General features: G+C 53.2%; 18 protein-coding genes and 1 tRNA gene. 6 read left to right on the top strand and 13 right to left on the bottom strand.

Features of this window, described 5'->3' with window-relative positions; genetic code table 11:
* Window position 1: 1 nt before the first annotated feature.
* From hrpA to NDQ72_07265, 4 genes are all read right to left on the bottom strand, one after another.
* On the bottom strand, window positions 2-4,015 hold the full coding sequence (hrpA, locus tag NDQ72_07280; GenBank protein ID WKD29735.1) for an ATP-dependent RNA helicase HrpA: 4,014 nt from the start codon (window positions 4,013-4,015) through the stop codon (window positions 2-4).
* Window positions 4,016-4,115: 100 nt separating this feature from the next.
* Window positions 4,116-5,786 (bottom strand): AMP-binding protein, encoded by a 1,671-nt coding sequence (locus NDQ72_07275; protein ID WKD29734.1) that lies wholly within the window; start codon window positions 5,784-5,786, stop codon window positions 4,116-4,118.
* A gap of 185 nt (window positions 5,787-5,971) precedes the next feature.
* On the bottom strand, window positions 5,972-6,757 hold the full coding sequence (locus tag NDQ72_07270; GenBank protein WKD29733.1) for a class II glutamine amidotransferase: 786 nt from the start codon (window positions 6,755-6,757) through the stop codon (window positions 5,972-5,974).
* 33 nt (window positions 6,758-6,790) lie between these two features.
* A complete protein-coding gene (locus NDQ72_07265; GenBank protein WKD29732.1) occupies window positions 6,791-7,216 on the bottom strand; it encodes a hypothetical protein in 426 nt (141 codons plus the stop codon).
* 62 nt (window positions 7,217-7,278) lie between these two features.
* Between NDQ72_07265 and NDQ72_07260 the strand changes: the two genes are divergently transcribed.
* Together NDQ72_07260 and NDQ72_07255 are read left to right on the top strand one after the other, a co-directional pair.
* Entirely contained in the window at window positions 7,279-9,375 is a 2,097-nt protein-coding gene (locus NDQ72_07260; GenBank protein ID WKD29731.1) for a prolyl oligopeptidase family serine peptidase, read from the top strand.
* A 77-nt stretch (window positions 9,376-9,452) separates the two neighbouring features.
* Window positions 9,453-9,725 (top strand): hypothetical protein, encoded by a 273-nt coding sequence (locus NDQ72_07255; protein ID WKD29730.1) that lies wholly within the window; start codon window positions 9,453-9,455, stop codon window positions 9,723-9,725.
* 56 nt (window positions 9,726-9,781) lie between these two features.
* On the opposite strand, the gene NDQ72_07250 is transcribed toward NDQ72_07255, so the two are convergent.
* The 8 genes from NDQ72_07250 to grxD all read right to left on the bottom strand — a co-directional run bounded on the left by NDQ72_07250 (window position 9,782) and on the right by grxD (window position 15,880).
* Window positions 9,782-10,240: a YcgN family cysteine cluster protein gene (locus NDQ72_07250; protein ID WKD30359.1), complete on the bottom strand. Its 459-nt coding sequence runs from the start codon at window positions 10,238-10,240 to the stop codon at window positions 9,782-9,784.
* Window positions 10,221-10,856, bottom strand: coding sequence for an ACP phosphodiesterase (locus NDQ72_07245; GenBank protein ID WKD29729.1), 636 nt, complete (start codon window positions 10,854-10,856; stop codon window positions 10,221-10,223). The genes NDQ72_07250 and NDQ72_07245 overlap by 20 nt, the downstream gene beginning before the upstream one ends.
* Window positions 10,857-10,903: 47 nt before the next feature.
* Entirely contained in the window at window positions 10,904-11,197 is a 294-nt protein-coding gene (locus tag NDQ72_07240) for a YcgL domain-containing protein (protein WKD29728.1), read from the bottom strand.
* A complete protein-coding gene (gene rnd / locus NDQ72_07235; GenBank protein WKD29727.1) occupies window positions 11,197-12,327 on the bottom strand; it encodes a ribonuclease D in 1,131 nt (376 codons plus the stop codon). The genes NDQ72_07240 and rnd overlap by 1 nt, the downstream gene beginning before the upstream one ends.
* A gap of 53 nt (window positions 12,328-12,380) precedes the next feature.
* Window positions 12,381-12,986, bottom strand: coding sequence for a recombination mediator RecR (recR, locus tag NDQ72_07230; GenBank protein WKD29726.1), 606 nt, complete (start codon window positions 12,984-12,986; stop codon window positions 12,381-12,383).
* Window positions 12,987-12,988: 2 nt separating this feature from the next.
* Window positions 12,989-13,315 carry a YbaB/EbfC family nucleoid-associated protein gene (locus NDQ72_07225; GenBank protein WKD29725.1) on the bottom strand — a complete coding sequence of 109 codons (327 nt, stop codon included), beginning with the start codon at window positions 13,313-13,315 and terminating at the stop codon, window positions 12,989-12,991.
* 54 nt (window positions 13,316-13,369) lie between these two features.
* Window positions 13,370-15,394 (bottom strand): DNA polymerase III subunit gamma/tau, encoded by a 2,025-nt coding sequence (dnaX, locus tag NDQ72_07220; protein WKD29724.1) that lies wholly within the window; start codon window positions 15,392-15,394, stop codon window positions 13,370-13,372.
* Between the two features lie 135 nt (window positions 15,395-15,529).
* A complete protein-coding gene (gene grxD / locus NDQ72_07215; GenBank protein ID WKD29723.1) occupies window positions 15,530-15,880 on the bottom strand; it encodes a Grx4 family monothiol glutaredoxin in 351 nt (116 codons plus the stop codon).
* Between the two features lie 221 nt (window positions 15,881-16,101).
* Here grxD and argF point away from each other — a divergent pair, with 221 nt between their 5' ends.
* Window positions 16,102-17,025, top strand: a complete 924-nt coding sequence (gene argF / locus NDQ72_07210) for an ornithine carbamoyltransferase (protein WKD29722.1) — start codon at window positions 16,102-16,104, stop codon at window positions 17,023-17,025.
* Window positions 17,026-17,194: 169 nt separating this feature from the next.
* Here argF and NDQ72_07205 read toward each other — a convergent pair.
* Window positions 17,195-17,270, bottom strand: a tRNA-Ala gene (locus NDQ72_07205).
* 195 nt (window positions 17,271-17,465) lie between these two features.
* Between NDQ72_07205 and uvrY the strand changes: the two genes are divergently transcribed.
* From uvrY to pgsA, 3 genes are all read left to right on the top strand, one after another.
* Window positions 17,466-18,116, top strand: coding sequence for a UvrY/SirA/GacA family response regulator transcription factor (gene uvrY, locus NDQ72_07200; protein ID WKD29721.1), 651 nt, complete (start codon window positions 17,466-17,468; stop codon window positions 18,114-18,116).
* A gap of 46 nt (window positions 18,117-18,162) precedes the next feature.
* A complete protein-coding gene (gene uvrC / locus NDQ72_07195; GenBank protein WKD29720.1) occupies window positions 18,163-19,977 on the top strand; it encodes an excinuclease ABC subunit UvrC in 1,815 nt (604 codons plus the stop codon).
* Between the two features lie 97 nt (window positions 19,978-20,074).
* Entirely contained in the window at window positions 20,075-20,623 is a 549-nt protein-coding gene (pgsA, locus tag NDQ72_07190; GenBank protein WKD29719.1) for a CDP-diacylglycerol--glycerol-3-phosphate 3-phosphatidyltransferase, read from the top strand.
* The last annotated feature ends 80 nt before the right edge of the window (window positions 20,624-20,703 follow it).

The following is a 20,703-nucleotide window of genomic DNA, read 5'->3' as shown; positions in this document are numbered from 1 at the left end:
GTTAAACGCTAATAAGCTCTTCCCAACGCTTTTCTAGGCGCTTCACAGAAACGGGCATTTTAGTCCCCAACTGCTGGGCAAACAGAGACACCCGGAGCTCCTGAATCCACCAACCAAATGCCACTAACTCTGGGTCTTCCGCGTCGCCTCTGCGTTCGCTTTTACGGCGCGCATCAAAACGCGTTTCCAATGCTTGGACATCGTGCATCAGCATTTGGTCGCGCCCTCGCTCGCGCGCGGCTTTTTCCAAGCGGATTAACGCAGCCTCTGTATAACGAGGATACTCCGTTAACCACTCTCCTGCATCGCGAATGAAACCAGGGTAAACCAATCGTTTCATCTGTGCGCTGACATCACTGTAAACAAGCGCTAACGCAAAATTGAGCTTCCCTTTTAAAATTTTGGTCACTGCTAAGTGCCCTTTCAGCGCCGCCTCAACATGCGTTAACAGTGTTTGTGCATGCGCTAACAAGCTTTCTTCAGAAGTTTGCAAGCGCTGCTTAAGGGCTTGCTCCGAGCGTGGCAGAGGATGCGCAGCCACTACTTGAGTAAACACCGCCAGTAAAAGATCATCAACCAGCTCATTTTTGCTCCCAACCTTGGCAAACAACAACGCGCATTTTTCCACCCCCGGCAAACGCTTAATCGCTTTCACCTGATCCGGCTGTTGTGAGATCGCCAAACGCGCCACACCCATTTGATGCGCTGCCGCTGCCTTGGCGGGATGATCGAAAAGTGCCACTTTGAAGCGTGCATCTTCTGCCACCAGTGCCGGGTAAGCTTCAACACGGATACCCGCCTGAGTCGTCACTCGAGACTCAGGGAGCGGCTCACTAGGCAGACCTTCAAGCGCCGGAGCCTGATTAGCCTGCTCCGCTAACGCCTGAGCTCCCCTACTGGCGGCTTCTTCGAAGCGCCTTTCCAGGGCACGTACGTCACGCCCTTGGCCCAGCGTTTTACCAGCGTGATCGACAACGCGCACATTCATGATTAAATGTGGTGCTAGCAGGTCTAGCCGCCAGTCATCTGGGTGTACCCGCGTACCCGTTCGCCGCCGAATAAACTCGCCAAGCGCCTCGGTCAGTGGGCGGTTATCAGGCACGAGCATTTCCAGCGCCGCATCGACCCAGTCGGGAATGGGGACCACTTGGCGGCGAATACTTTTCGGCAGGGATTTAAGTAGCGCAATACACTTTTCGCGCAGCAACCCCGGCACTAACCACTCAAGGGCATGCACGGGCAACTGAGGCAACATCGCGGCAGGCACGGTTAGCGTAACACCATCATCTTCTGCATCAGGATCAAAGTGATAGCTAACCGGATAGGCAACCCCTGCCAACGTCAGGTGATCAGGGTACTGCGCCTGAGTCACGTCGTTGGCATCCCGTGCTTTCAGTGCCTCAATATCGAATTTTAATAAGTCAGGAGACTCACGCTCCACTTGCTTGCGCCAGTGCTCAAATCCTTTGCCATTAACGATATCGTGAGGGAGCCGTTCATCATAAAAAGCAAACAACGTCTCTTCATCGACCAGAATATCGCGCCGACGCGCACGATCTTCGAGCGCTTCGACCTCTTCAATCAGCGCTCGGTTATGGGCAAAAAACTCACCCTTCGTCTGAAATTCGCCTTCCACTAGCGCACGGCGAATAAACAGCTCCCGGGACTCTTGGGGAGCAATAGGACCATAATGCACGCGGCGACGAGCAACGATAGGCAGACCAAACAGGGTTACTTGCTCGAACGCAACTACCTGGGCACGCTTCATTTCCCAGTGCGGCTCGCTATAGCTGCTTTTTATCAAGTGCTGCGCTTGAGGCTCAATCCACTGGGGGTCAATTTTCGCCACTGTACGGGCGAACAATTTAGTGGTTTCAATCAGCTCAAACGCCATTACCCACTTCGGCGTTTTTTTCGCCAGTCCTGAACCAGGATGAATCATAAACTTACGATTACGCGCACCGAGATATTCACGATTTTCCAGCAGTGTTCCCAGGTTAGAAAGCAGCCCAGATAACAGCGCTTGGTGCAGTTTTCCTGACGTTTTACGACGTGCTTGCTTGGCTTGCTCTTCGCTTTCGTGTTCATCTCTGGGCAGCGGTGCAGGCACGTCGATGTCCATATCGCGCAGCAACTGACGCAATTGACGGAACGTGTCATGCCATTCGCGCATGCGCAGATAGTTAATATAGTGCTCGCGACACCAGCGACGTAGTTGGTTGCCTGAGAGAGCCTCGCGGGCATTTTCGATGCCATGCCATAAGTTTAACAACGCAACAAAATCAGAATCGGGATCATGCCAGCGCTGGTGCGCTTGATCCGCCGCTTGGCGTTTGTCAGCAGGTCGATCTCTAGGGTCTTGTATCGCCAGAGCCGATACCACAATCAACACATCCCGCAGGCTGCCTCGTTCGGCACCTGCCAACACCATGCGCGCTAGCCGTGGGTCGATGGGTAGCTTAGCTAGCTTGCGGCCCAGCGGGGTCAGGCGCTGCTGGTCGTCTACCGCCCCCAGCTCAAACAGCAAACGAAAGCCATCTTTTACGAATCGGCTATCGGGCGGGTCGACAAAGGGAAAAGCTTCAATACTGCCAAGTTTCAGCGCCAGCATGGAAAGGATGACTGACGCTAAATTGGTGCGCTGGATTTCTGGGTCGGTAAACGCTGGCCGCGACAGGAAATCCTCTTCATCATAAAGGCGAACACACACCCCTTCCGCCACACGTCCACAGCGGCCTTTACGCTGATTAGCACTGGCCTGGCTAATCGGCTCAATCGGTAGCCGCTGTATTTTCGCTCGGTAGCTGTAGCGGCTGATACGCACCAAGCCAGGGTCAATAACGTAGCGAATGCCCGGTACCGTGAGCGAGGTTTCAGCAACGTTAGTCGCCAGCACAATTCGCCGCCCTTTGTGAGCAGCGAAGACACGATTTTGCTCTTCGTTGGAAAGCCGCGCATAGAGAGGCAATATTTCGGTGCCGGTTAAGTCAGCCCGTCGCAGCGTATCGGCTGTCTCACGAATCTCACGCTCCCCGGGTAAAAACACCAGCACATCGCGTGGACCATGCAGCCAGCCCTTCTCACGCTCGATGGTTTCGATTTCGCGCACTGCGTGCAAAATACCTTCTTGCAGTGTCCGGTCATCTTCATCCTCTTCGCTACGCGCCAGCGGTCGGTAATGCACATCGACGGGAAAAGTGCGGCCAGAGACTTCAACCACCGGCGCAGGCGCGTTGGTACTGCCGAAGTGGGCAGCAAAACGATCTACATCAATGGTGGCTGAAGTAATAATGACTTTTAGATCAGGACGTTTCGGCAGCAGGCGTTTTAAATAACCCAGCAAAAAGTCGATGTTAAGGCTGCGCTCGTGCGCCTCATCAATAATCAGCGTGTCGTAACGCAGCAGCAAAGGATCGTGCTGGGTTTCTGCCAGCAGGATACCGTCCGTCATCAGCTTTACGAGCGTATTCGGGGAGCTTTGATCATTGAAGCGCACTTGGTAGCCGACCTGCTCACCTAGCGGCACACTCATCTCTTCTGCCAACCGCCCGGCAACGCTACGCGCTGCCAGTCGGCGTGGCTGGGTATGTCCAATCACCCCTTTACGCCCGCGGCCAAGCTCTAGACATATTTTAGGCAACTGAGTGGTTTTACCCGACCCTGTCTCCCCCGCTACGACGACGACTTGATGGTCGCGGATAGCGTTTAGGATATCCTCTCGTCGTTCTACTACAGGCAACTCGGCAGGATAATCCAGCGCCACCTTCAGTGCTTCACGATTAGCCAGCAGGCGCTTAGCTTTTTCCAGGTCGCGCTGCACTTGCTGGACACCGTGGTCAATCGGTTTTCTGTCTCGTTGACGCCGCTTAAGGCCTGCCACACGACGCGCTAGCTGCTGTGCATCACGCAGCATAACGTGCCTTATCTCCTCATCTAATACGGTGAGTGGATAAGTGTTCTGGGCGTCAGCATGGGAAGTTTGCGTGTCGGTGGTCACGTTAGGCTCGGTTTCCATCTCAGAATAAAATCGGCCCACTGCATGAGTGGGCCGACTATTGTAACGCCTTCGATAACAGGACGCCTAACAGCCACCTAATAGCGAACTGATTAAGCGCTTAAGCGTTGTTTGTTTCCTGATCGCGGAGCTGTCGACGCAGTACCTTGCCAACGTTGGTTTTGGGAAGCTCATCACGGAACTCTACGTACTTCGGAACTTTGTAGCCGGTTAGCTCTTTTTTGCACCACTTGCGCAGCGTCTCAGCGTCTAACTCACTGTTTTTGGAAACAACGAATAGCTTGATGGCTTCTCCAGCACCTTCATCTGGCACACCCACTGCTGCAGACTCCAACACATCTGGATGCGCTGCCACGACATCTTCGATTTCATTGGGGTAGACATTAAAGCCAGATACTAAAATCATATCTTTTTTACGATCAACGATCTTGATGTAGCCATCATCTTGCAACACGGCAATATCGCCCGTATGGAACCAGCCGTTTTCATCAATAGAATTGCGGGTTTCATCTTCGCGCTGCCAGTAACCTTTCATCACCTGAGGCCCTTGCACGCAAAGTTCACCAGGCTCGCCCATGGGAACATCATTACCGTCTGCATCTATCACTTTCACAGCGGTACCAGCCACTGGCTTGCCAATGGTGCCCAGCTGTATAGCGTTTGTGGGGTTAAAGCTAACAATGGGCGATGTTTCCGTTAGCCCGTAGCCCTCAGCAATCGGGCACCCCGTTGTCTCTTCCCAACGCTGAGCCGCCGCTTTAGTCAGTGCCATACCGCCGGAAATGGTCAGCTTTAGCTTTGAGAAATCGAGCTGCTTAAAGTCATCTCGGTTACACAGCGCATTAAACAGCGTGTTCAGGCCAATAAACCCGGTAAACGGCAAGCCTTTAAGCTCTTTGACAAAGCTAGCTAAGTCGCGAGGATTAGTAATCAATAGCGAGTGGTTGCCTGTTTCCATCAGGAATAAACAGTTAACGGTAAACGTATAGATGTGATAAACCGGCAATGGCGCAATTACCAGCTCTTCGCCATCGGTCAAGTGTTCACCGATAGCGGCACGCGCCTGAAGCATATTGGCCACTAGGTTCTGGTGGGTCAGCATCGCGCCTTTAGGCATACCGGTGGTGCCACCGGTGTATTGCAGTGCAGCCACATCATCCATGGTGCGCTGCACCTCGGTATGATGTAACGACGCGCCTTTTTTCAGTGCATCGCGGAAGCCAACAGCGTTGGGTAGCGAGTAGGCAGGCACCATCTTTTTAACGTGCTTAACAACGGCGTTAATTAGCCAACGCTTCGGCACATCGTGCATATCGGCAAGCTGGGTAACCAAGACGTGTTGGATATCCGTTTTACCCAGCACTTTCTCAAGCTTATCCGCCATATTGGCCAAAATCACAATGGCTTTGGCATTTGAGTCTTTGAACTGGTGCGCCATCTCCCGCTCGGTGTAAAGCGGGTTGGTATTAACGACCACGAGCCCCGCCCTTAGCGCACCAAACACCGCCACAGGAAACTGCAGCACGTTAGGTAACTGAATGGCGATTCGGTCGCCAGGAACCAAGTCGGTTTCATGCTGCAACCAAGCTGCAAAGTTAGCAGACAGACGATCAAGATCGGCAAACGTTAGGGTTTTGCCCATGCAGCTAAATGCCGGCTTGTTGGCAAAACGTTTAACCGCTGAATGAAAGACATCCGTGACTGAGTTGTACTGATCCAAGCCTTCAAGCGCTGGGCCACGTAGTACGTGGGCATTGGCGTTTTCGCTCATGGGCAATCTCCGCTATCCGTGTCGATATTTGACCGACCTTGTTATTGTGCGTGACTAACTAGCAAGCCTAAAAGAGCCAACCATATACGACAGGCAGCACGCTGTAAAACGATCGATTGAAACTGGCGTTTCAACTTTAGCTTAAAGCACTGCCCTGTTGCTGTCGCTCACGCCGTGTCACCACACTATTTGCTATGACCGTAACTCGCTTTGATCTCTCCCTCGCGCCATACCAATAATTCACCAGGAACCATTCGCTGCCACGCTTCATTTTGAGTAAGTGGCTCTGTAGCAATCACAGAGACAATATCGTTAGGCGTCGTATGCTCGATAAAGTTAACCGTTAACTCTGCATCGGAAAGCTCCGCCTCGCCAAAGGGCGCGCGGCGAGTAATATGAGCCAATTTAGTCGAGCAGTAGCTGTATAAGTAAACGCCATCAGATAACAGTAGGTTAAAAACGCCTAGCCCGCGCAACTCTTCACATAGCCCGTGCAACCGCTCCCACAATGATTCAGGAAACGCAGGTGGCGTGGGGAAGCAACGACGCAGTTCGCCCATTAACCAGCAGAAAGCATGTTCACTGTCTGTATTACCTACCGGGGTGTACGTACCTAATGGCAACTGCTGCCAATCACTCAATTGGCCATTATGGGCGTAGCACCAAGGCCGCCCCCACATTTCACGGGTAAATGGGTGGGTATTTGCCAGCCGTACGCCGCCTACATTCGCTTGGCGAATGTGGCTAATCACGACATTGGACTTGATAGGATATTCACAGATTAAGCGGGCTATCGGGGAATTAACCGAGGGATGAGGGTCACGAAACTCACGGTACCCCCCTTCCTCGTAAAATGCGATGCCCCACCCATCGCGGTGAGGCCCAGTGCCCCCACCGCGGTGTAAAAAGCCGGAAAAGCTGAAACAAATATCGGTAGGAACATTGGCGCTCATGCCTAGTAACTCACACATCGGCTAGCTCCATCATCGCGCCTTGTACTCGCATTAGTTAATCACTGGTTCTCGGCGCCGGGTTGGCTGAGGATCTTCTTCCTGGGGCTGATGCTGAGACACATCGTCATAAGGTTCTGGCCTACGCCACCACCACAGGGCAATGCCAACACATGCGCCTAAGGCAATGCCTAAAATCAGCCACAGCAAACCACCACGTAGTGCACTGGCGCTATGCTCAAGAAAAGCAACCGCAGACACCATGGCAGCCGGTGCCCAGCCGGTATAAAACTCACCCTCTTCTACTAACGGTAACTGATACCCTGCAGGTATCCACATCGCTCCCGCCACACACCAGGTAATCACCAAGCGCGGTAGGCGAGGCAAGAATGCTAGTGCAAAGTAGACAGCAACCAGCACAACCAGTGAAAGAACGTAATAACTTGACCACAGCAGTGACATTGAGTCTTCAAACAGCATAATACCCCTCATGTGGGTGGAGACACCCGACGTTGATTTCCCGTTATGGTACCTATCAATTTATGAAAGCACAGCCTGATAAGCACGAAGGCTCGCCTGTCACACATTATTATCGCGCTAATTCTCCAGAATGGCACTGGTTAGAAGAGCGTGATGCGCCTGACGTATCGCTTTTTTTAGAAGCCGCGAACCATCAGCATGATGAATGGTTTGCTCCTTTACGGCCGCTTGCTGAAACACTTTATCAAAGCCACTTAGCGCGTCGTGAATTGGCAATAACCAGCCTTAAGACAGCGCTTGACCACTTTACGTTCTGGAGCAATACCGCCGCCGAGGATGATTACCCTTGCTGGTGGCGCCACCCTAACAACCAGCCCGATGCTCACGAGTGCTTTCTTGACGTACGTGAGCGTGCCGCCGACCAGCCTTTTTATGACATGGGCGACATGGCACTTTCCCCGAATGAGCAGTGGCTTGCCTGGACGGAAGATACCCAAGGCGACGAGCGCTTCACACTGTGGTTAAAAGCACTACCCGACGGGAAACCTCAGCAACTACTAAGCGATATTGGCGCTAGTGTATGCTGGGCAGAGGATGAGACAACCAACGGTGCAACGCTGCTATTTACACGCTTTGATGACACTCAGCGTCCGGATTCCATCTGGCGTGTGTGGATACCGTTTTCAACGCCAGAGCGCCTTGCAGAACCAACCTTAGTAATGCGTGAGAACGATCCGGAGTTCTGGATTGGGATTGGCAAAACGCGCTCGAAAGCATGGCTTTTGATTGAAAGCGGTTCAAAAGATACAACAGAAATCCATGCCGTGCCGGCAGATCAGCCTCATACCTCCCCATTGTGCCTACATACCCGTCAGGCAGGGGTTGAAGTGAGTATTGATCACCGCCCTGGTACGTTTTATCGCTTACAAAATCTCGCAGGCCCACATTTTCAGCTCGACTTCACAAGCACTGCTCAGCACAGTAACCCTGCTGCCGAGTGGAAGTCGCTGATAGCTCACCGTGAAGACACTACCCTAGAAGGGATCGATGCGTTTGCATGGGGGCTAATCATTGCCGAGCGAAGCCATCGTGATGCCCAGGTTATGTTACGCCGCTTAGTGCTGGATAAAGACCACAACCTCACACTAGATAAGCATATAGAACTACCTGAAACGCCCTGCTCTCAGCTGCTAGAAGATTCGCCACACTTCGATGCCAATACCGTCCATCTACGCGAAGAGTCGTTCACTCGCCCTCCCAGCTGGTATGCGCTAAACCTGGATAGCGGTGAACGTACGTTGCTAAAGCAAGTCCCCGTTTACGGCCAACTGCTGCCTGATCAACTAGTCAGCCAGCGCATATGGGCAACCAGCGCTGACGGCGAACGCGTGCCAGTATCCATTGTCATGCGCGCTGACTTAGCCGGCCAACCACTGCCCACGCTGCTGTATGGTTACGGCGCCTATGGTGAAGCGCTTGACCCCTGGTTCTCGATTGCTCGGCTCGAACTACTGGAGCGTGGCGCAGCCTTTGCAGTCGCCCACGTACGCGGCGGCGGTGAGCGAGGCGAACCGTGGTATCTAAAGGGCAAAATGGCTTATAAAGAGAATAGCTTTAACGACTTCTTAGCGGCTCGAGAGGCGCTAGTAAACGAGGGACTTAGCCAGCCAGACCGGATAGTGGCTTGCGGGGCAAGCGCAGGCGGCTTACTAGTCGGCACCTGCATCAATCGTAAACCTGAGGCATTTTGCGCAGCGGTATTGGAGGTGCCGTTTCTGGATGTGCTCCGTACCATGCAGAACCCAGAGTTACCGCTTACCACCGCCGAATATAGTGAGTGGGGCAATCCTGAAGACCCAGAAGTCGCTGAGCGTATCGCTGGCTACTCACCTATCGACAACATACGCGCCCAGCACTACCCAGCGCTATGGATAGAGGGCAACTGGTTTGATACTCGCGTTAGTTACTGGGAGCCTGCCAAGTTTTATGCCCGCGTTACCGAGGCACAGCAAGGCAATGCTCCTGTACTGCTTCACACCGACATGACCAGCGGCCACGGCGGCGCATCCGGCAGGTTCAAAGCTTGGCGAGATACGGCTCGCCAAGACGCGTTTATCCTGTGGGCACTCGGACTAACCCCTGAGGATGCAGCAAAGTAAGCATAATAGTTGCTTATCAAGAAACAGCCGACAGCTCCAAAATAACATTCAAGCAGCGCCCAGGCGCTGCTTTTTTTGTGAAAAAACATTTTATGGAAAACATTTCCATAAAGTATTTTTTACGTCATACTACCTATAAGTTTTATAGACAAACGTCTAGCTCACAAAATCAGGAGCACACCATGCGCTATCAGGAACAGTTTCCAACAATTTGGGATACCCCGCTAAAGACAACAGCGCCAACCGATCAAGCGGCGACGCGAAAAGCCACAGCGAAGCCACAGCCCTCACCGTTTAAAGAAGCGTTTTTAACCATTTGGGATAGTACAAAAAGCAAAACCGCCAGCTAACGTTATTACCGTTAGCCAGCGGTTAGTGAACACGCCAGGGAGGGCGACGGTTTGGTTTAGGACATCGGCAATACAGCGATAATATGCTCTTCCAAAAGGCGCTCGGGCACGTCATCTTGGGAAACCGCAAAGCTTCTTACGCTTACGCCCTTCCGGTGAACGCGCTCAGCATCGTTACTCAGCAGCGGATGCCACCCCGCTAGCTTGCGCCCTTCAGCAACACGCCGATAGCCACATGTGTGCGGCAGCCAGGTAAACTCTTTGACGAGCTCAGGCGTCAGTTGCGTACAGTCGGGGACGCTATCGAAGCGATTTTCATAGTCACTGCACTGGCAACTGTGAATATCCAGCAACCGACAGGCAACGTTAAGCACTGCCAATTCTTGCGTTTCATCGTCGTGGAGCTTCAACAAGCAACACTGGCCGCAGCCATCGCATAGCGCCTCCCACTCTTGGGGCGTTAATTCTTCTAGCGAGTATCTTTCCCAGAAGCGCTCACGCATGGCCGCCACCATCATTGATTCCCTTTACTTTCAACATGTCTGAATAACCCCCACCCTCCGCAGTACCACCGCTGCTGGTTAGTGTGGCACGACACTCTCGCCATAACACTGCGAAGTCGGCCGCTAAGCATGGATAGTCTTGGTAAAGCCAAGGCACTAACTCTGCTAAGCGGTTCGGCCCCGATAGCCGCTGACCAATGCCTGCTACTGCACGACAAGTAAAGTCAAAATCAGCGTAACGGTGCAGCCAATCATGCTTAATCATCAACGGCATCATGGTAGACAACCGTTGCGGTGCAGGCCAAGCCTGTAACAGCTGATAGCAGCGCTCGATTAACTGGTGCTGCTGCTCTCCCGCCTGTTGACGGGCAAGAAAATGATCCCACACGATATCTAACGCGATACCGACATAACGCCGCTGAGCATGTGGCGCGCGCCGCTTTGCCTCTAAAACGCGTGGGTGCCGATCAATCCAGGCATCCACGCGGCGATGATGACGTATGCCGCTAGCAACATCTGGCGACCAAGCCGTTAAGTCTTGCCCCTTCACACCGTCAGCAATCAGATTTCCGTACAGAAACTCATCACTGCCAGGATGGGCAAGCCAAGCATGGGCAAGAAAGTTCATGGCAAAACGCTCATGACAGAACGTTCATGGTAAGAAGCTCATAACGCTCATTCGCGGTTAGCCGCCTGAGCGCGATGAACATCCAGCAAATAGGCTTCTTTCGCAGGCGGCATCTGCAGGTAATAGCCTTGCTCTTGGATTGCATCCATCACATCGGCAGCATTCACCCGAGCCAGCTTTTTATCGGCGGTCAGTATCATTGTCAGCACCGGCACTGGCTTACCGAAGGTATCCATCAATGCGTCGGGCACGGATGACAACCCTTTCTGTTTGTCTATGTAAAGATACATCTCGTCTTTGCGTGAGCTTTTTAAAATCTCACAAAGCAGTTTCTCGCTCATTACGATAACTCCTCAAGCGCTTGATGAATTTCTTGAGTTAAATAGGCATCACGCCAGCCGCCAGGAGTGGTTAATGGCTGATTAGCAAGCTGCTGCATCACAAGCGCCTCAATATCTCGCCGCCGCAGCAACATCTCGGGCGCTATTTGTAGCTCAGCAGCCTTCTCAGTCACTACTTTCTTAAGTGCTTTAAAGCGCCGCTTAAACACAGGATTCATCGGGTCTGGCCAGCGCGCCGGCAAATCACCTTCAGGGCAATGCTGCGCCTGTTTAACCAGCGACAGCAGCGTATCGCCTTCTTTTTTAACCAGGGGTGGCTTAACCCCTTCAATTTCTGCTAGCTCATAACGATTTTTAGGCATTTTTTCAGCCACCGCGAACAGCAGCTTATCGCTAACCAACCAATTGCGCGGCAAATCCCGACGGCGGGTTTCCCCTTCCCGCCAAATGGTCATTAAGCGGTAGGCTTCAAGCTGGCGAGGATCAAGGCGCCACAACTGCCGCTGGCGCGTATACCATTGGCCATCGCTCTCTACGCTGCGGCCTGCCTGCTCGATAAGACTGGCACACTCATCGTTAAGCCATTCGCGCCGCCCCAGTTGTTCAAGCTTCTCCGCTTGAAGCCCCCAGACCTTCAGCAAATAGATAACATCTAATGCCGCATATTCGCACTGGGAGGGCGTTAAGGGGCGCTCTAACCAGTTGGAACGCGTCTCTTCTTTTGGCAGCGTTTCCCCCATCCAGTGCTCTACCAATTTTTGATAGCCCATGCCGGGAGTTTCCCCCAAAAAAGCCTGAGCGACTTGCGTATCGATAAGCGGGACTGGCAATACGCCGGCCCAGTGCTGAAAAACCTCGAGGTCTTCGCTGCAGGCATGCAGTAATTTGATGGCACTATTCTGCAACAAATCACGAAAAGCAGCGGTGCAAGGCGTGCTCAACGGGTCCACTAAATACGCCATGTCACCGGTGGTGAACTGAATAAGCGCTGGCACCGGAAAAAACGTGTTTTCACGGAAAAATTCAGTATCTAGGGCAATTACACTGGCACCGGCGACTTGCTCGCATGCAGCATCTAAGGCGTCGGCACTATCAATCCATTGATACAACGAGGGGGCTAAAGAGGACAAAGCAAACTTCCGGGTTGGCACAATCGCAAAAGCGCTTGCGTTTTTTATAAGGGTCAATCGCTGGCGAAAGGCTGGCGACCATTAAAGGCGCGGCTTAGCGTACCACCGTCTACATACTCAAGCTCCCCTCCCATGGGCACACCATAGGCGAGTCGCGAAAAAGAGACACCATAGTGAGCAAGCTGGGCGGCAATGAAGTGCGCTGTCGCTTCGCCTTCTACCGTGGGATTGGTGGCAAGCACTACTTCGCGAATATTGCCTTCTGCTACGCGGCTTTCCAATAGATCCAATCCAATGGCATCTGGGCCAATGCCGTCCAGCGGAGAAAGATGACCATGCAATACAAAGTAACGCCCCTGAAAGCCACCCGCTTCTTCAATAGCAAGCTGATCAGCAGGCGACTCGACTACACACAGCAGCGCATCATCACGACGGGGACTTTCGCACAGCGCGCAGATATCCGCTTCGGTCAACGTACGGCAGCGCTGACAATAACCGACCTCTTCAATGGCCTGCTGAATCACCGCTGCCAACCGCTGCCCTCCTGGGCGCTCGCGTTCTAACAGGTGCATGGCCATACGTTGGGCCGTTTTTGGCCCAACGCCCGGCAACACGCGAAAAGCGTCCATCAGTTGCTCAACAAGCGGGGAGAAGCGCATGTTTAGAACGGCATCTTAAAGCCGGGCGGCAAGTTCAAGCCTGCCGTCGCTTCTTCCATCTTCGCTTTGGAGTTTGCTTCCACTTTTCGAACAGCATCATTCACGGCAGCGGCGAGCAAATCTTCCAGCAGCTCTTTGTCTTCTTCAAGAACGCTGGGGTCGATAGTGACATTGGTAACATCGTGACGGCCGTTCATGGTGATTTTCACCATACCGGCGCCCGCTTCGCCATGGACTTCCGCTTTAGCAGCTTCTTCTTGAATCTGCTGCATCTTTTCCTGCATCTCTTGGGCTTGCTTCATTATGTTGCCCATTCCACCTTTAAACATGCGGTTATCTCCTGAAGGAATAAAAAATAAGCATCGCGAGTCAATCGTCAGCGGCTAAGAACGCTTGTCAGACGCGGGTTTAACGGTTGACTCAATGAGAGTAGCCCCAAATGCCTGCTGTAGCTTCTGTATATTGGGGTCGCGGTGTAATAGATCAACAGCCAGCGAGTGGCGCTCTTTCTGCTGACGCTCTTCCTGCTGGCGGGGCGTTTCAAGATCAGACGCTAAGTCAGCCACCGTAAACTCGATACGCCGCGGCAGCCCATAACTACTTAGCGCGCGCTCAATACGGCCATTGTGAACATCGGCCTGCATAGCGGATTGCCCAGGGTCAAGCCGCAGCACCACCGTGTGGCCATCATCGCTTTCAAGCTGACAGTGCGCTGCCAAATTACGGGTAAGCCCGCCTAACCCAAGGGCACTGAAGCATGCCAGCCAGCCAGCATGGTCTAAACGAACGTCAGAAGTGACTTGGCTGCTGGCAGCATTGGCTGGCACCTCACTGGAAACTGGCTCTGGCTCTGGCTCTGGCTCTGGCTCTGGCTCTGGCTCTGGCTCTGGCTCTGGCTCTGGCTCTGGCTCTGGCTCTGGCTCTGGCTCTGGCTCTGGCTCTGGCTCTGGCTCTGGCTCTGAAAGCATGGCGGCACTCTCCACCTCGTCAAGCGACCAGGGTGGTGCTTGCTCTGATGAAACAGCGTCAGGCGCGCTTAACTCTTCAGTTGCATCCGGAGCAGCACTCGCCTGCACCGCGGCTGAGTCAGGCATTGTTGCCTGATTGCTCGGCAGCGCAGGCTCAGGCTTTTTTGCCGCTGGCTCATGAGCAGAGACTGGTTCAGGTGCGTCGCTATCCTCAGAGACAGCGACCTGAGCAGCAGGTTCGTGAGAAACAGGCTCATGCGACACCGCTGCTTGGGAAACAGTGTCATTGGAAGGTTCGCGGCGCAGCGGAAGCGGCGTGGCAGCAGGCTTTGGCACGCCCTGGGGGCGAAACGCCAGCATTCGCAACAGCGTCATTTCCAGCGCACTGCGCAGATCAGGCGCATGCACCATGTCGCCGCGCCCTTGAATGCCGATCTGGTAATAGAGCTGAATATCCTCGGCAGTAAAGCGGCTCGCCAGCTGTTGAATAAGCGCTCGATCACCGTGGCTATTATCAACGGCATCAGGCACCATCTGCGCCACCGCCAAGCGATGCAGAACCGCACTTAATTCATCCAATACTGCTGCAAAATCAGGCCCCTGCTCCGATAACTGAGCAACCTCGGCTAGCAGTCGCTGAACATCAACATCCGCCAGGGCTTCTACCAGCGCCAACACATGGCGATGATCCAAGGTGCCCAGCATGGCAGCAACATCCGCATGGCGAATCGCCCCCTGGCCAAAGGCAATGGCTTGATCAGTCAGGCTCATTGCATCGCGCATAGAGCCTTCCGCGGCCTTCCCTAGCAGCCACAAGGCGCTCTCATCATACTCGACCCCTTCCTCTCCCAACACATAGGTTAGGTGCTCTACCACCCGCTCAGGGGGCATATGCTTAAGCGTGAACTGAAGACAGCGGGATAGGACGGTGGCAGGCAGCTTTTGCGGATCGGTGGTGGCCAACAGAAACTTCACATGGGGCGGCGGCTCTTCCAGCGTTTTAAGCAACGCATTGAAACTGCTGGTCGACAGCATGTGCACCTCGTCAATCAGGTACACCTTATAGCGCCCTTGCGTTGGCGCATACTGCACGTTATCGAGCAGCTCTCGGGTATCTTCAACCTTTGTCCGCGAAGCAGCATCGACCTCGATCAAGTCAACGAATCGACCTTCATCAATCGCGCGACAGCTGTCGCACTGACCGCAAGGCGTCGAGGTGATTCCCTCATCACCACGGCCATTTGCGGTACAGTTAAGGCATTTAGCCAGGATACGCGCCAGGGTGGTCTTGCCCACCCCGCGAGTCCCCGTAAATAGGTAGGCATGGTGAAGACGGCCTTGGTCGAGCGCATTGACCAAGGCGCGCTGAACATGGGCCTGGCCCACGAGCTCGTGGAATGTACGCGGCCGCCATTTGCGGGCCAGAACCTGATAGCTCATTGAGCATTACTTCCTTTGGCGGGCTAACTGTCGATGCGAAAAGGACACCATTCTAGCGGCTGCGCTGCAGCCCGCCAACCGCTCAGCCCAATAGACCAGTAGCCCACCAGACCAAGCGGCATTGGGCAATAAACGTTAAGCGTTGTTGTCGCTTTCAGCAGCGCCAGCACGCTGGGCAGCTTCTTTGATTAGCTTTTCGAGCTCACCACTTTGATGCATCTCGATCACGATATCGCAGCCGCCAACCAATTCACCTTCCACCCAAAGCTGCGGGAAAGTCGGCCAGTTAGCAATTTTTGGCAGCTCAGCGCGAATATCTGGATTATCCAGCACATTAACAAAGGCAAAACGCTCACCGCAGCCCATCAGCGCCTGCACTGTTTGTGCAGAAAAACCACACTGGGGCAGCTGGGGGGTACCTTTCATGTAGATAAGAATGGGATTTTCACTAATTTGGCGCTGAATATTTTCGGCAGTCGTACTCATGATGTGCTCCTAAAACAAGTGATGTTATCTCGCCAGTTTACGCAATTCGTTAACTCGCTTTAACCCTTAAAGCCGAAGATTACCTTTTGTTGCTGTGCAACCTAATACTTGAGCAAACTACTCGGCCTTACCATGTGGGTCGTCATTCTACGCATGCCGAGCGCGTTGCGCATCCCCCGCCGCATCGCTAGGATAGTGTTTTTGCGCGGAGAGATATCATCATGGCGACACGCCATTTCTTAACCTTGCTGGATTTAACCCCAGATGAGCTGGCGTACCTGATTCAGCGTGCGATTAAGATCAAAACCGAGCTCAAGGCTAACGGCCCCATCTATACGCCGCTGCCTAACCGCACGCTGGCGATGATTTTTGAAAAATCATCGACTCGCACCCGTGTGTCGTTTGAAACCGGCATGGCGCAGTTCGGCGGTCACGCCCTCTTTCTCTCTCCCCGCGACACCCAGCTAGGGCGTGGAGAGCCGATTGAAGACACCGCCCGCGTACTGTCCGAAATGGTTGATGCGGTAATGATTCGGACCTTTTCACACGCAGGTTTAGAAGTCTATGCCAACGCCAGCAGCGTGCCTGTGATTAACGCGTTAAGTGACGATTATCATCCTTGCCAATTACTAGCAGACGTGATGACCTGGACCGAGCTGCGTGGCAGTGTAGAAGGACGCACGGCTGTTTGGATAGGTGATGGCAATAACATGTGTCACTCCTGGATTAATGCCGCCCGTCAGTTTGGTTTCAAACTGCGTGTTTGTTGCCCAAAAGGCTACGAACCACGCGCTGACATTATGGAAGCTGCTGGGGACTGCGTAACGCTGCTTCACAACCCCCACGAGGCTGCCAAAGACGCCGACTTGATCACGACAGATGTGTGGGCATCCATGGGGCAGGAAGAGGAACAGGCTAAGCGCGAAGCAGACTTTGCAGATTTCCAGGTCACTGAGGCAATGCTTGATAGCGCACAACCTGATGTGCTTTTCCTACACTGCCTGCCTGCCCACCGCGGCGAAGAGATCAGCACTACCTTATTGGACGATCCGCGCGCTGTCGTGTGGCAAGAAGCGGGGAATCGACTGCATGCACAAAAGGCGCTAATCGAATTTTTACTGCTTGGCAAAATTGCCCACGCGTAGCGCCTAAGGGGGACGTGCTTTTTAACACAGGCTTTCAGTCACGTGAACGCCCAACAGCATGCTCTCTTGCACGTACCCTCGCACGAACTATCAATTGAAAATGATAAGCATAAAAAATGCCCCGTTACTGGTAACGGGGCATTTTTTTGGATTCTGTGGGTCTGTAAAATGGTGGAGCCTAGCGGGATCGAACCGCTGACCTCAACACTGCCAGTGTTGCGCTCTCCCAGCTGAGCTAAGGCCCCACATAGTTTCACATGCCGCTTTTTCAAACCACTCATTGAGCAGCGGCAAGATACTACGCCAGTAATTTGCTTAGCGTCAAGCTAATCATGAACAACTATCAACTAAATTCTCCTTTGTTTAGAGCTGTGGCACTCTATATCATGCAACGCGGCTTACGCCCACCACTACGATGATTTCATGCAGGAGCCTGCACCTTGATCAAAGTTTTAATCGCCGATGATCATCACTTAGTGAGAACCAGCATTGCTCATCTGCTAAACGAAGAGTGCGATATTAAAGTCGTAGGTGAGGTCGACGATGGCGAAAGCGCAGTGGCTCAATGCCGTCGTTTAAAACCTGACATTGTCGTGATGGATATTCGCATGCCGGGCATTGGCGGACTCGAAGCTACTCGCCGCATCCATAGAACAATGGAAGACGTCAAAGTACTCATATTAACCGCTCACATTGAAGATAGTGCGTTACGGCTCATGCTGGAAGCGGGTGCGATTGGCTTTCTCAGCAAAGGGGCTGACACGTCAGAAATGACCGACGCTATCCGCCAAGTCTTTCACGGAAAGCGCTATGTCAGCCAAGAAATCGCCCAGCGGTTAGCGCTTTCCCATTTTACTGACGAAGACAATCCGTTTAGACACCTATCGCATCGTGAGTTACAAATCGCCCTGATGATTGTAAATTGCCAGCGCGTCCAGGATATTTCAGACCGCTTGCACCTTAGCCCCAAAACAGTGAACACCTATCGCTATCGGCTATTTGACAAACTAGAGGTCGCTACCGATGTAGAGCTTACCCACCTGGCACTACGCCACGGTTTAGTTGAGGGCTTTGACGCCATGCTGGGATAGACCTACCATCGCAGCTTCCGTTGCCTAGAAGCGCCGATATCCAGCCATGACTTTTGATGCCAAGCAATTTTTAAGCTCTGTCAGTGCCTCGCCCGGTGTTTATAGGATGCTGGACGAGCACAGCAACACTCTCTATGTCGGCAAAGCCAAGCGCCTGAAAGCTCGACTTGCTAGCTATTTCCGTGGCCAGCTTAATGCCAAAACCCAGGCGATGGTGGCACGAATTGCCGATATCCAAATTACTGTCACCCGTAGCGAAACAGAGGCCCTGCTGCTAGAGCAGACGCTGATAAAAGAACTGCGTCCGCCCTATAACATCCTGCTAAGAGACGACAAGTCTTACCCCTTCGTATTTGTGACCGATCAACACGCTTACCCTGCGCTTGAGTATAAACGCGCGCGACAGCGTCGAGGAGATGGCCGCTATTTAGGTCCTTATCCAAGTAGCGGAGCGGTGAAAGAAAGCCTAGCGCTGATGCAGAAAATTTTTCGCATACGTAACTGTGAAGATAGCGTGTTTGCCCACCGCTCTCGGCCATGCCTGCAATACCAAATTCAGCGCTGTAGCGCGCCTTGCGTTGACTTCATTTCGGAAGCAGATTACCGACGCGATGTTGAGCATGCAGTGATGTGCCTTGAAGGTAAAAGCGAACACGTTACCCAGCTTCTTAGCGAGGAGATGGAAACGGCCAGCCGCGCTTTAAATTTTGAAGAAGCAGCAAGGTTGCGTGACCAAATACAGCAGCTACGCCAGTTACAGCAACGCCAGTTTGTCGACAATGAAAGTGGTGATGCCGACGTCTTTGCGCTGGCCCAACGCCCTGGCGCGCTAGGCATATCAATACTTAGCGTTCGCGATGGCCGCTTACTGGGCGCTCGCCATCACACGCCTAAAAACGACCTCGACCTGCCACCGGACATGCTGCTGACGGAAGTCGTTAGCCAGTACTACTTTGGTCAACCCCACAACGTACCTAGTGAAGTAATTACCAGCCACCCACTGGAAGATAGCCCACTGATTGCCGATGCACTTTCACAGCAAGCGGGTAAACGCGTTCGCGTCACCAGCCAAGTCCGGGGGCATCGCGCCCAGTGGCAGCATCTAGCCATGACCAATGCCGAGCAACAGCTTGCTTCACAGCTAGCTAACAAAACCCAGCTCACTCAGCGATTTGAAGCCCTCCAGAAAGCGCTCGCATTGGACAAAATACCCCAGCGCCTTGAGTGCTTTGACATTAGCCACAGCCATGGGGAAGCAACCGTTGCTTCCTGTGTCGTATTTGACCATCAGGGCCCACGCAAGAGCGATTACCGCCACTTCCGCATCGAAGGCGTCGCCGCAGGCGATGATTATGCAGCCATGCAACAAGCACTAACACGCCGCCTTAAACGGGTAAAAAGCGGCGAGGCAGTGGCGCCTGATATTTTGATCGTCGATGGCGGCAAAGGTCAGTTGAACATGGCTCGCGGTGTGTTAACCGAGCTAGCGGTTACCGACATCATTTTGCTCGGCGTTGCTAAAGGCACCACCCGTAAAGCAGGCCTGGAAACGCTCTTCCTAGAAACCACCGATAATCCCTTACCTCTTGACCCCGCGTCGCCAGCATTACATTTAATTCAGCATATACGCGATGAATCTCACCGTTTTGCCATTGCCGGCCACCGCGCCCAACGTGACAAAGCACGCCGCACCTCTACGCTTCAAGACATTCCCGGCATAGGCCCTAAAAGACGGCGCGAACTATTACGCTTCTTCGGCGGTTTGCAGGGCGTTCAGAAAGCTAGCCGCGAGGAGTTGGCGCGCGTACCTGGCATTAATGCCTCGCTCGCTGAGACAATTTACCAATCTCTAAATGGATAAACCTACTGTTAACATGGATGCTAAGCACCAAGGGGGATAGAATATCCCCCACTACACTCCGTCTTCCATGACTCTCCGGCAAGGATCGCGCCCCGCGATGAATATACCCAACATACTTACTCTGGCAAGAATCGTTTTTATTCCACTGTTAGTAGTGCTTTTTTACCTACCTTTCAGTTGGAGTATGCCAGTCGCTGCAGGCTTATTTGCACTAGCATCCATCACCGACTGGCTAGATGGCTACTTAGCCCGCCGCTGGAATCAATCAACGCCGTTTGGCGCGTTTCTCGATCCTGTGGCTGATAAATTGATGGTCGCTGTTGCACTGGCGCTACTCATTGAGCGCTTTGACACACTGGTATTAACACTGCCCGCATTGGTCATTATCGGCCGCGAAATCGTCATTTCGGCACTTCGTGAGTGGATGGCCGAAATGGGCAAGCGAGGTATGGTTGCGGTGTCCTGGATCGGTAAGCTTAAAACAACACTGCAGATGGTTGCCTTGCTCATACTTCTGGCCTTCCCTCCAGGACATGAGTTTGCGCTAATGGGTGTGGTTGTTCTTTACGCTGCAGCCATTCTTACGCTGTGGTCCATGGCGCAGTACCTTAAAGCGGCCTGGCCTCACTTGAGTCGTTCCATGTGATCGGCTCTCTAGACGACTGAACCTTCAGACAAATTCATTAATTGACAAGCGCGTAGCGATGCGTATAATTCGCCCTCGAG

This window comes from Halomonas sp. KG2, assembly GCA_030440445.1.
Classification (GTDB): domain Bacteria; phylum Pseudomonadota; class Gammaproteobacteria; order Pseudomonadales; family Halomonadaceae; genus Vreelandella.
Note: the sequence above shows the minus strand (reverse complement) of the source record. Positions and strands in the feature narration are given on the sequence as shown.

Bases quoted from the DNA above. Each gene is read 5' to 3' on its own strand.
- hrpA (WKD29735.1), bottom strand. From the start codon at position 4,015: ATGGAAACCGAGCCTAACGTGACCACCGACACGCAAACTTCCCATGCT.
- NDQ72_07275 (WKD29734.1), bottom strand. From the start codon at position 5,786: ATGAGCGAAAACGCCAATGCCCACGTACTACGTGGCCCAGCGCTTGAA.
- NDQ72_07270 (WKD29733.1), bottom strand. From the start codon at position 6,757: ATGTGTGAGTTACTAGGCATGAGCGCCAATGTTCCTACCGATATTTGT.
- NDQ72_07265 (WKD29732.1), bottom strand. From the start codon at position 7,216: ATGCTGTTTGAAGACTCAATGTCACTGCTGTGGTCAAGTTATTACGTT.
- NDQ72_07260 (WKD29731.1), top strand. From the start codon at position 7,279: ATGAAAGCACAGCCTGATAAGCACGAAGGCTCGCCTGTCACACATTAT.
- NDQ72_07250 (WKD30359.1), bottom strand. From the start codon at position 10,240: ATGGTGGCGGCCATGCGTGAGCGCTTCTGGGAAAGATACTCGCTAGAA.
- NDQ72_07245 (WKD29729.1), bottom strand. From the start codon at position 10,856: ATGAACTTTCTTGCCCATGCTTGGCTTGCCCATCCTGGCAGTGATGAG.
- NDQ72_07240 (WKD29728.1), bottom strand. From the start codon at position 11,197: ATGAGCGAGAAACTGCTTTGTGAGATTTTAAAAAGCTCACGCAAAGAC.
- recR (WKD29726.1), bottom strand. From the start codon at position 12,986: ATGCGCTTCTCCCCGCTTGTTGAGCAACTGATGGACGCTTTTCGCGTG.
- NDQ72_07225 (WKD29725.1), bottom strand. From the start codon at position 13,315: ATGTTTAAAGGTGGAATGGGCAACATAATGAAGCAAGCCCAAGAGATG.
- dnaX (WKD29724.1), bottom strand. From the start codon at position 15,394: ATGAGCTATCAGGTTCTGGCCCGCAAATGGCGGCCGCGTACATTCCAC.
- grxD (WKD29723.1), bottom strand. From the start codon at position 15,880: ATGAGTACGACTGCCGAAAATATTCAGCGCCAAATTAGTGAAAATCCC.
- argF (WKD29722.1), top strand. From the start codon at position 16,102: ATGGCGACACGCCATTTCTTAACCTTGCTGGATTTAACCCCAGATGAG.
- uvrC (WKD29720.1), top strand. From the start codon at position 18,163: ATGACTTTTGATGCCAAGCAATTTTTAAGCTCTGTCAGTGCCTCGCCC.
- pgsA (WKD29719.1), top strand. From the start codon at position 20,075: ATGAATATACCCAACATACTTACTCTGGCAAGAATCGTTTTTATTCCA.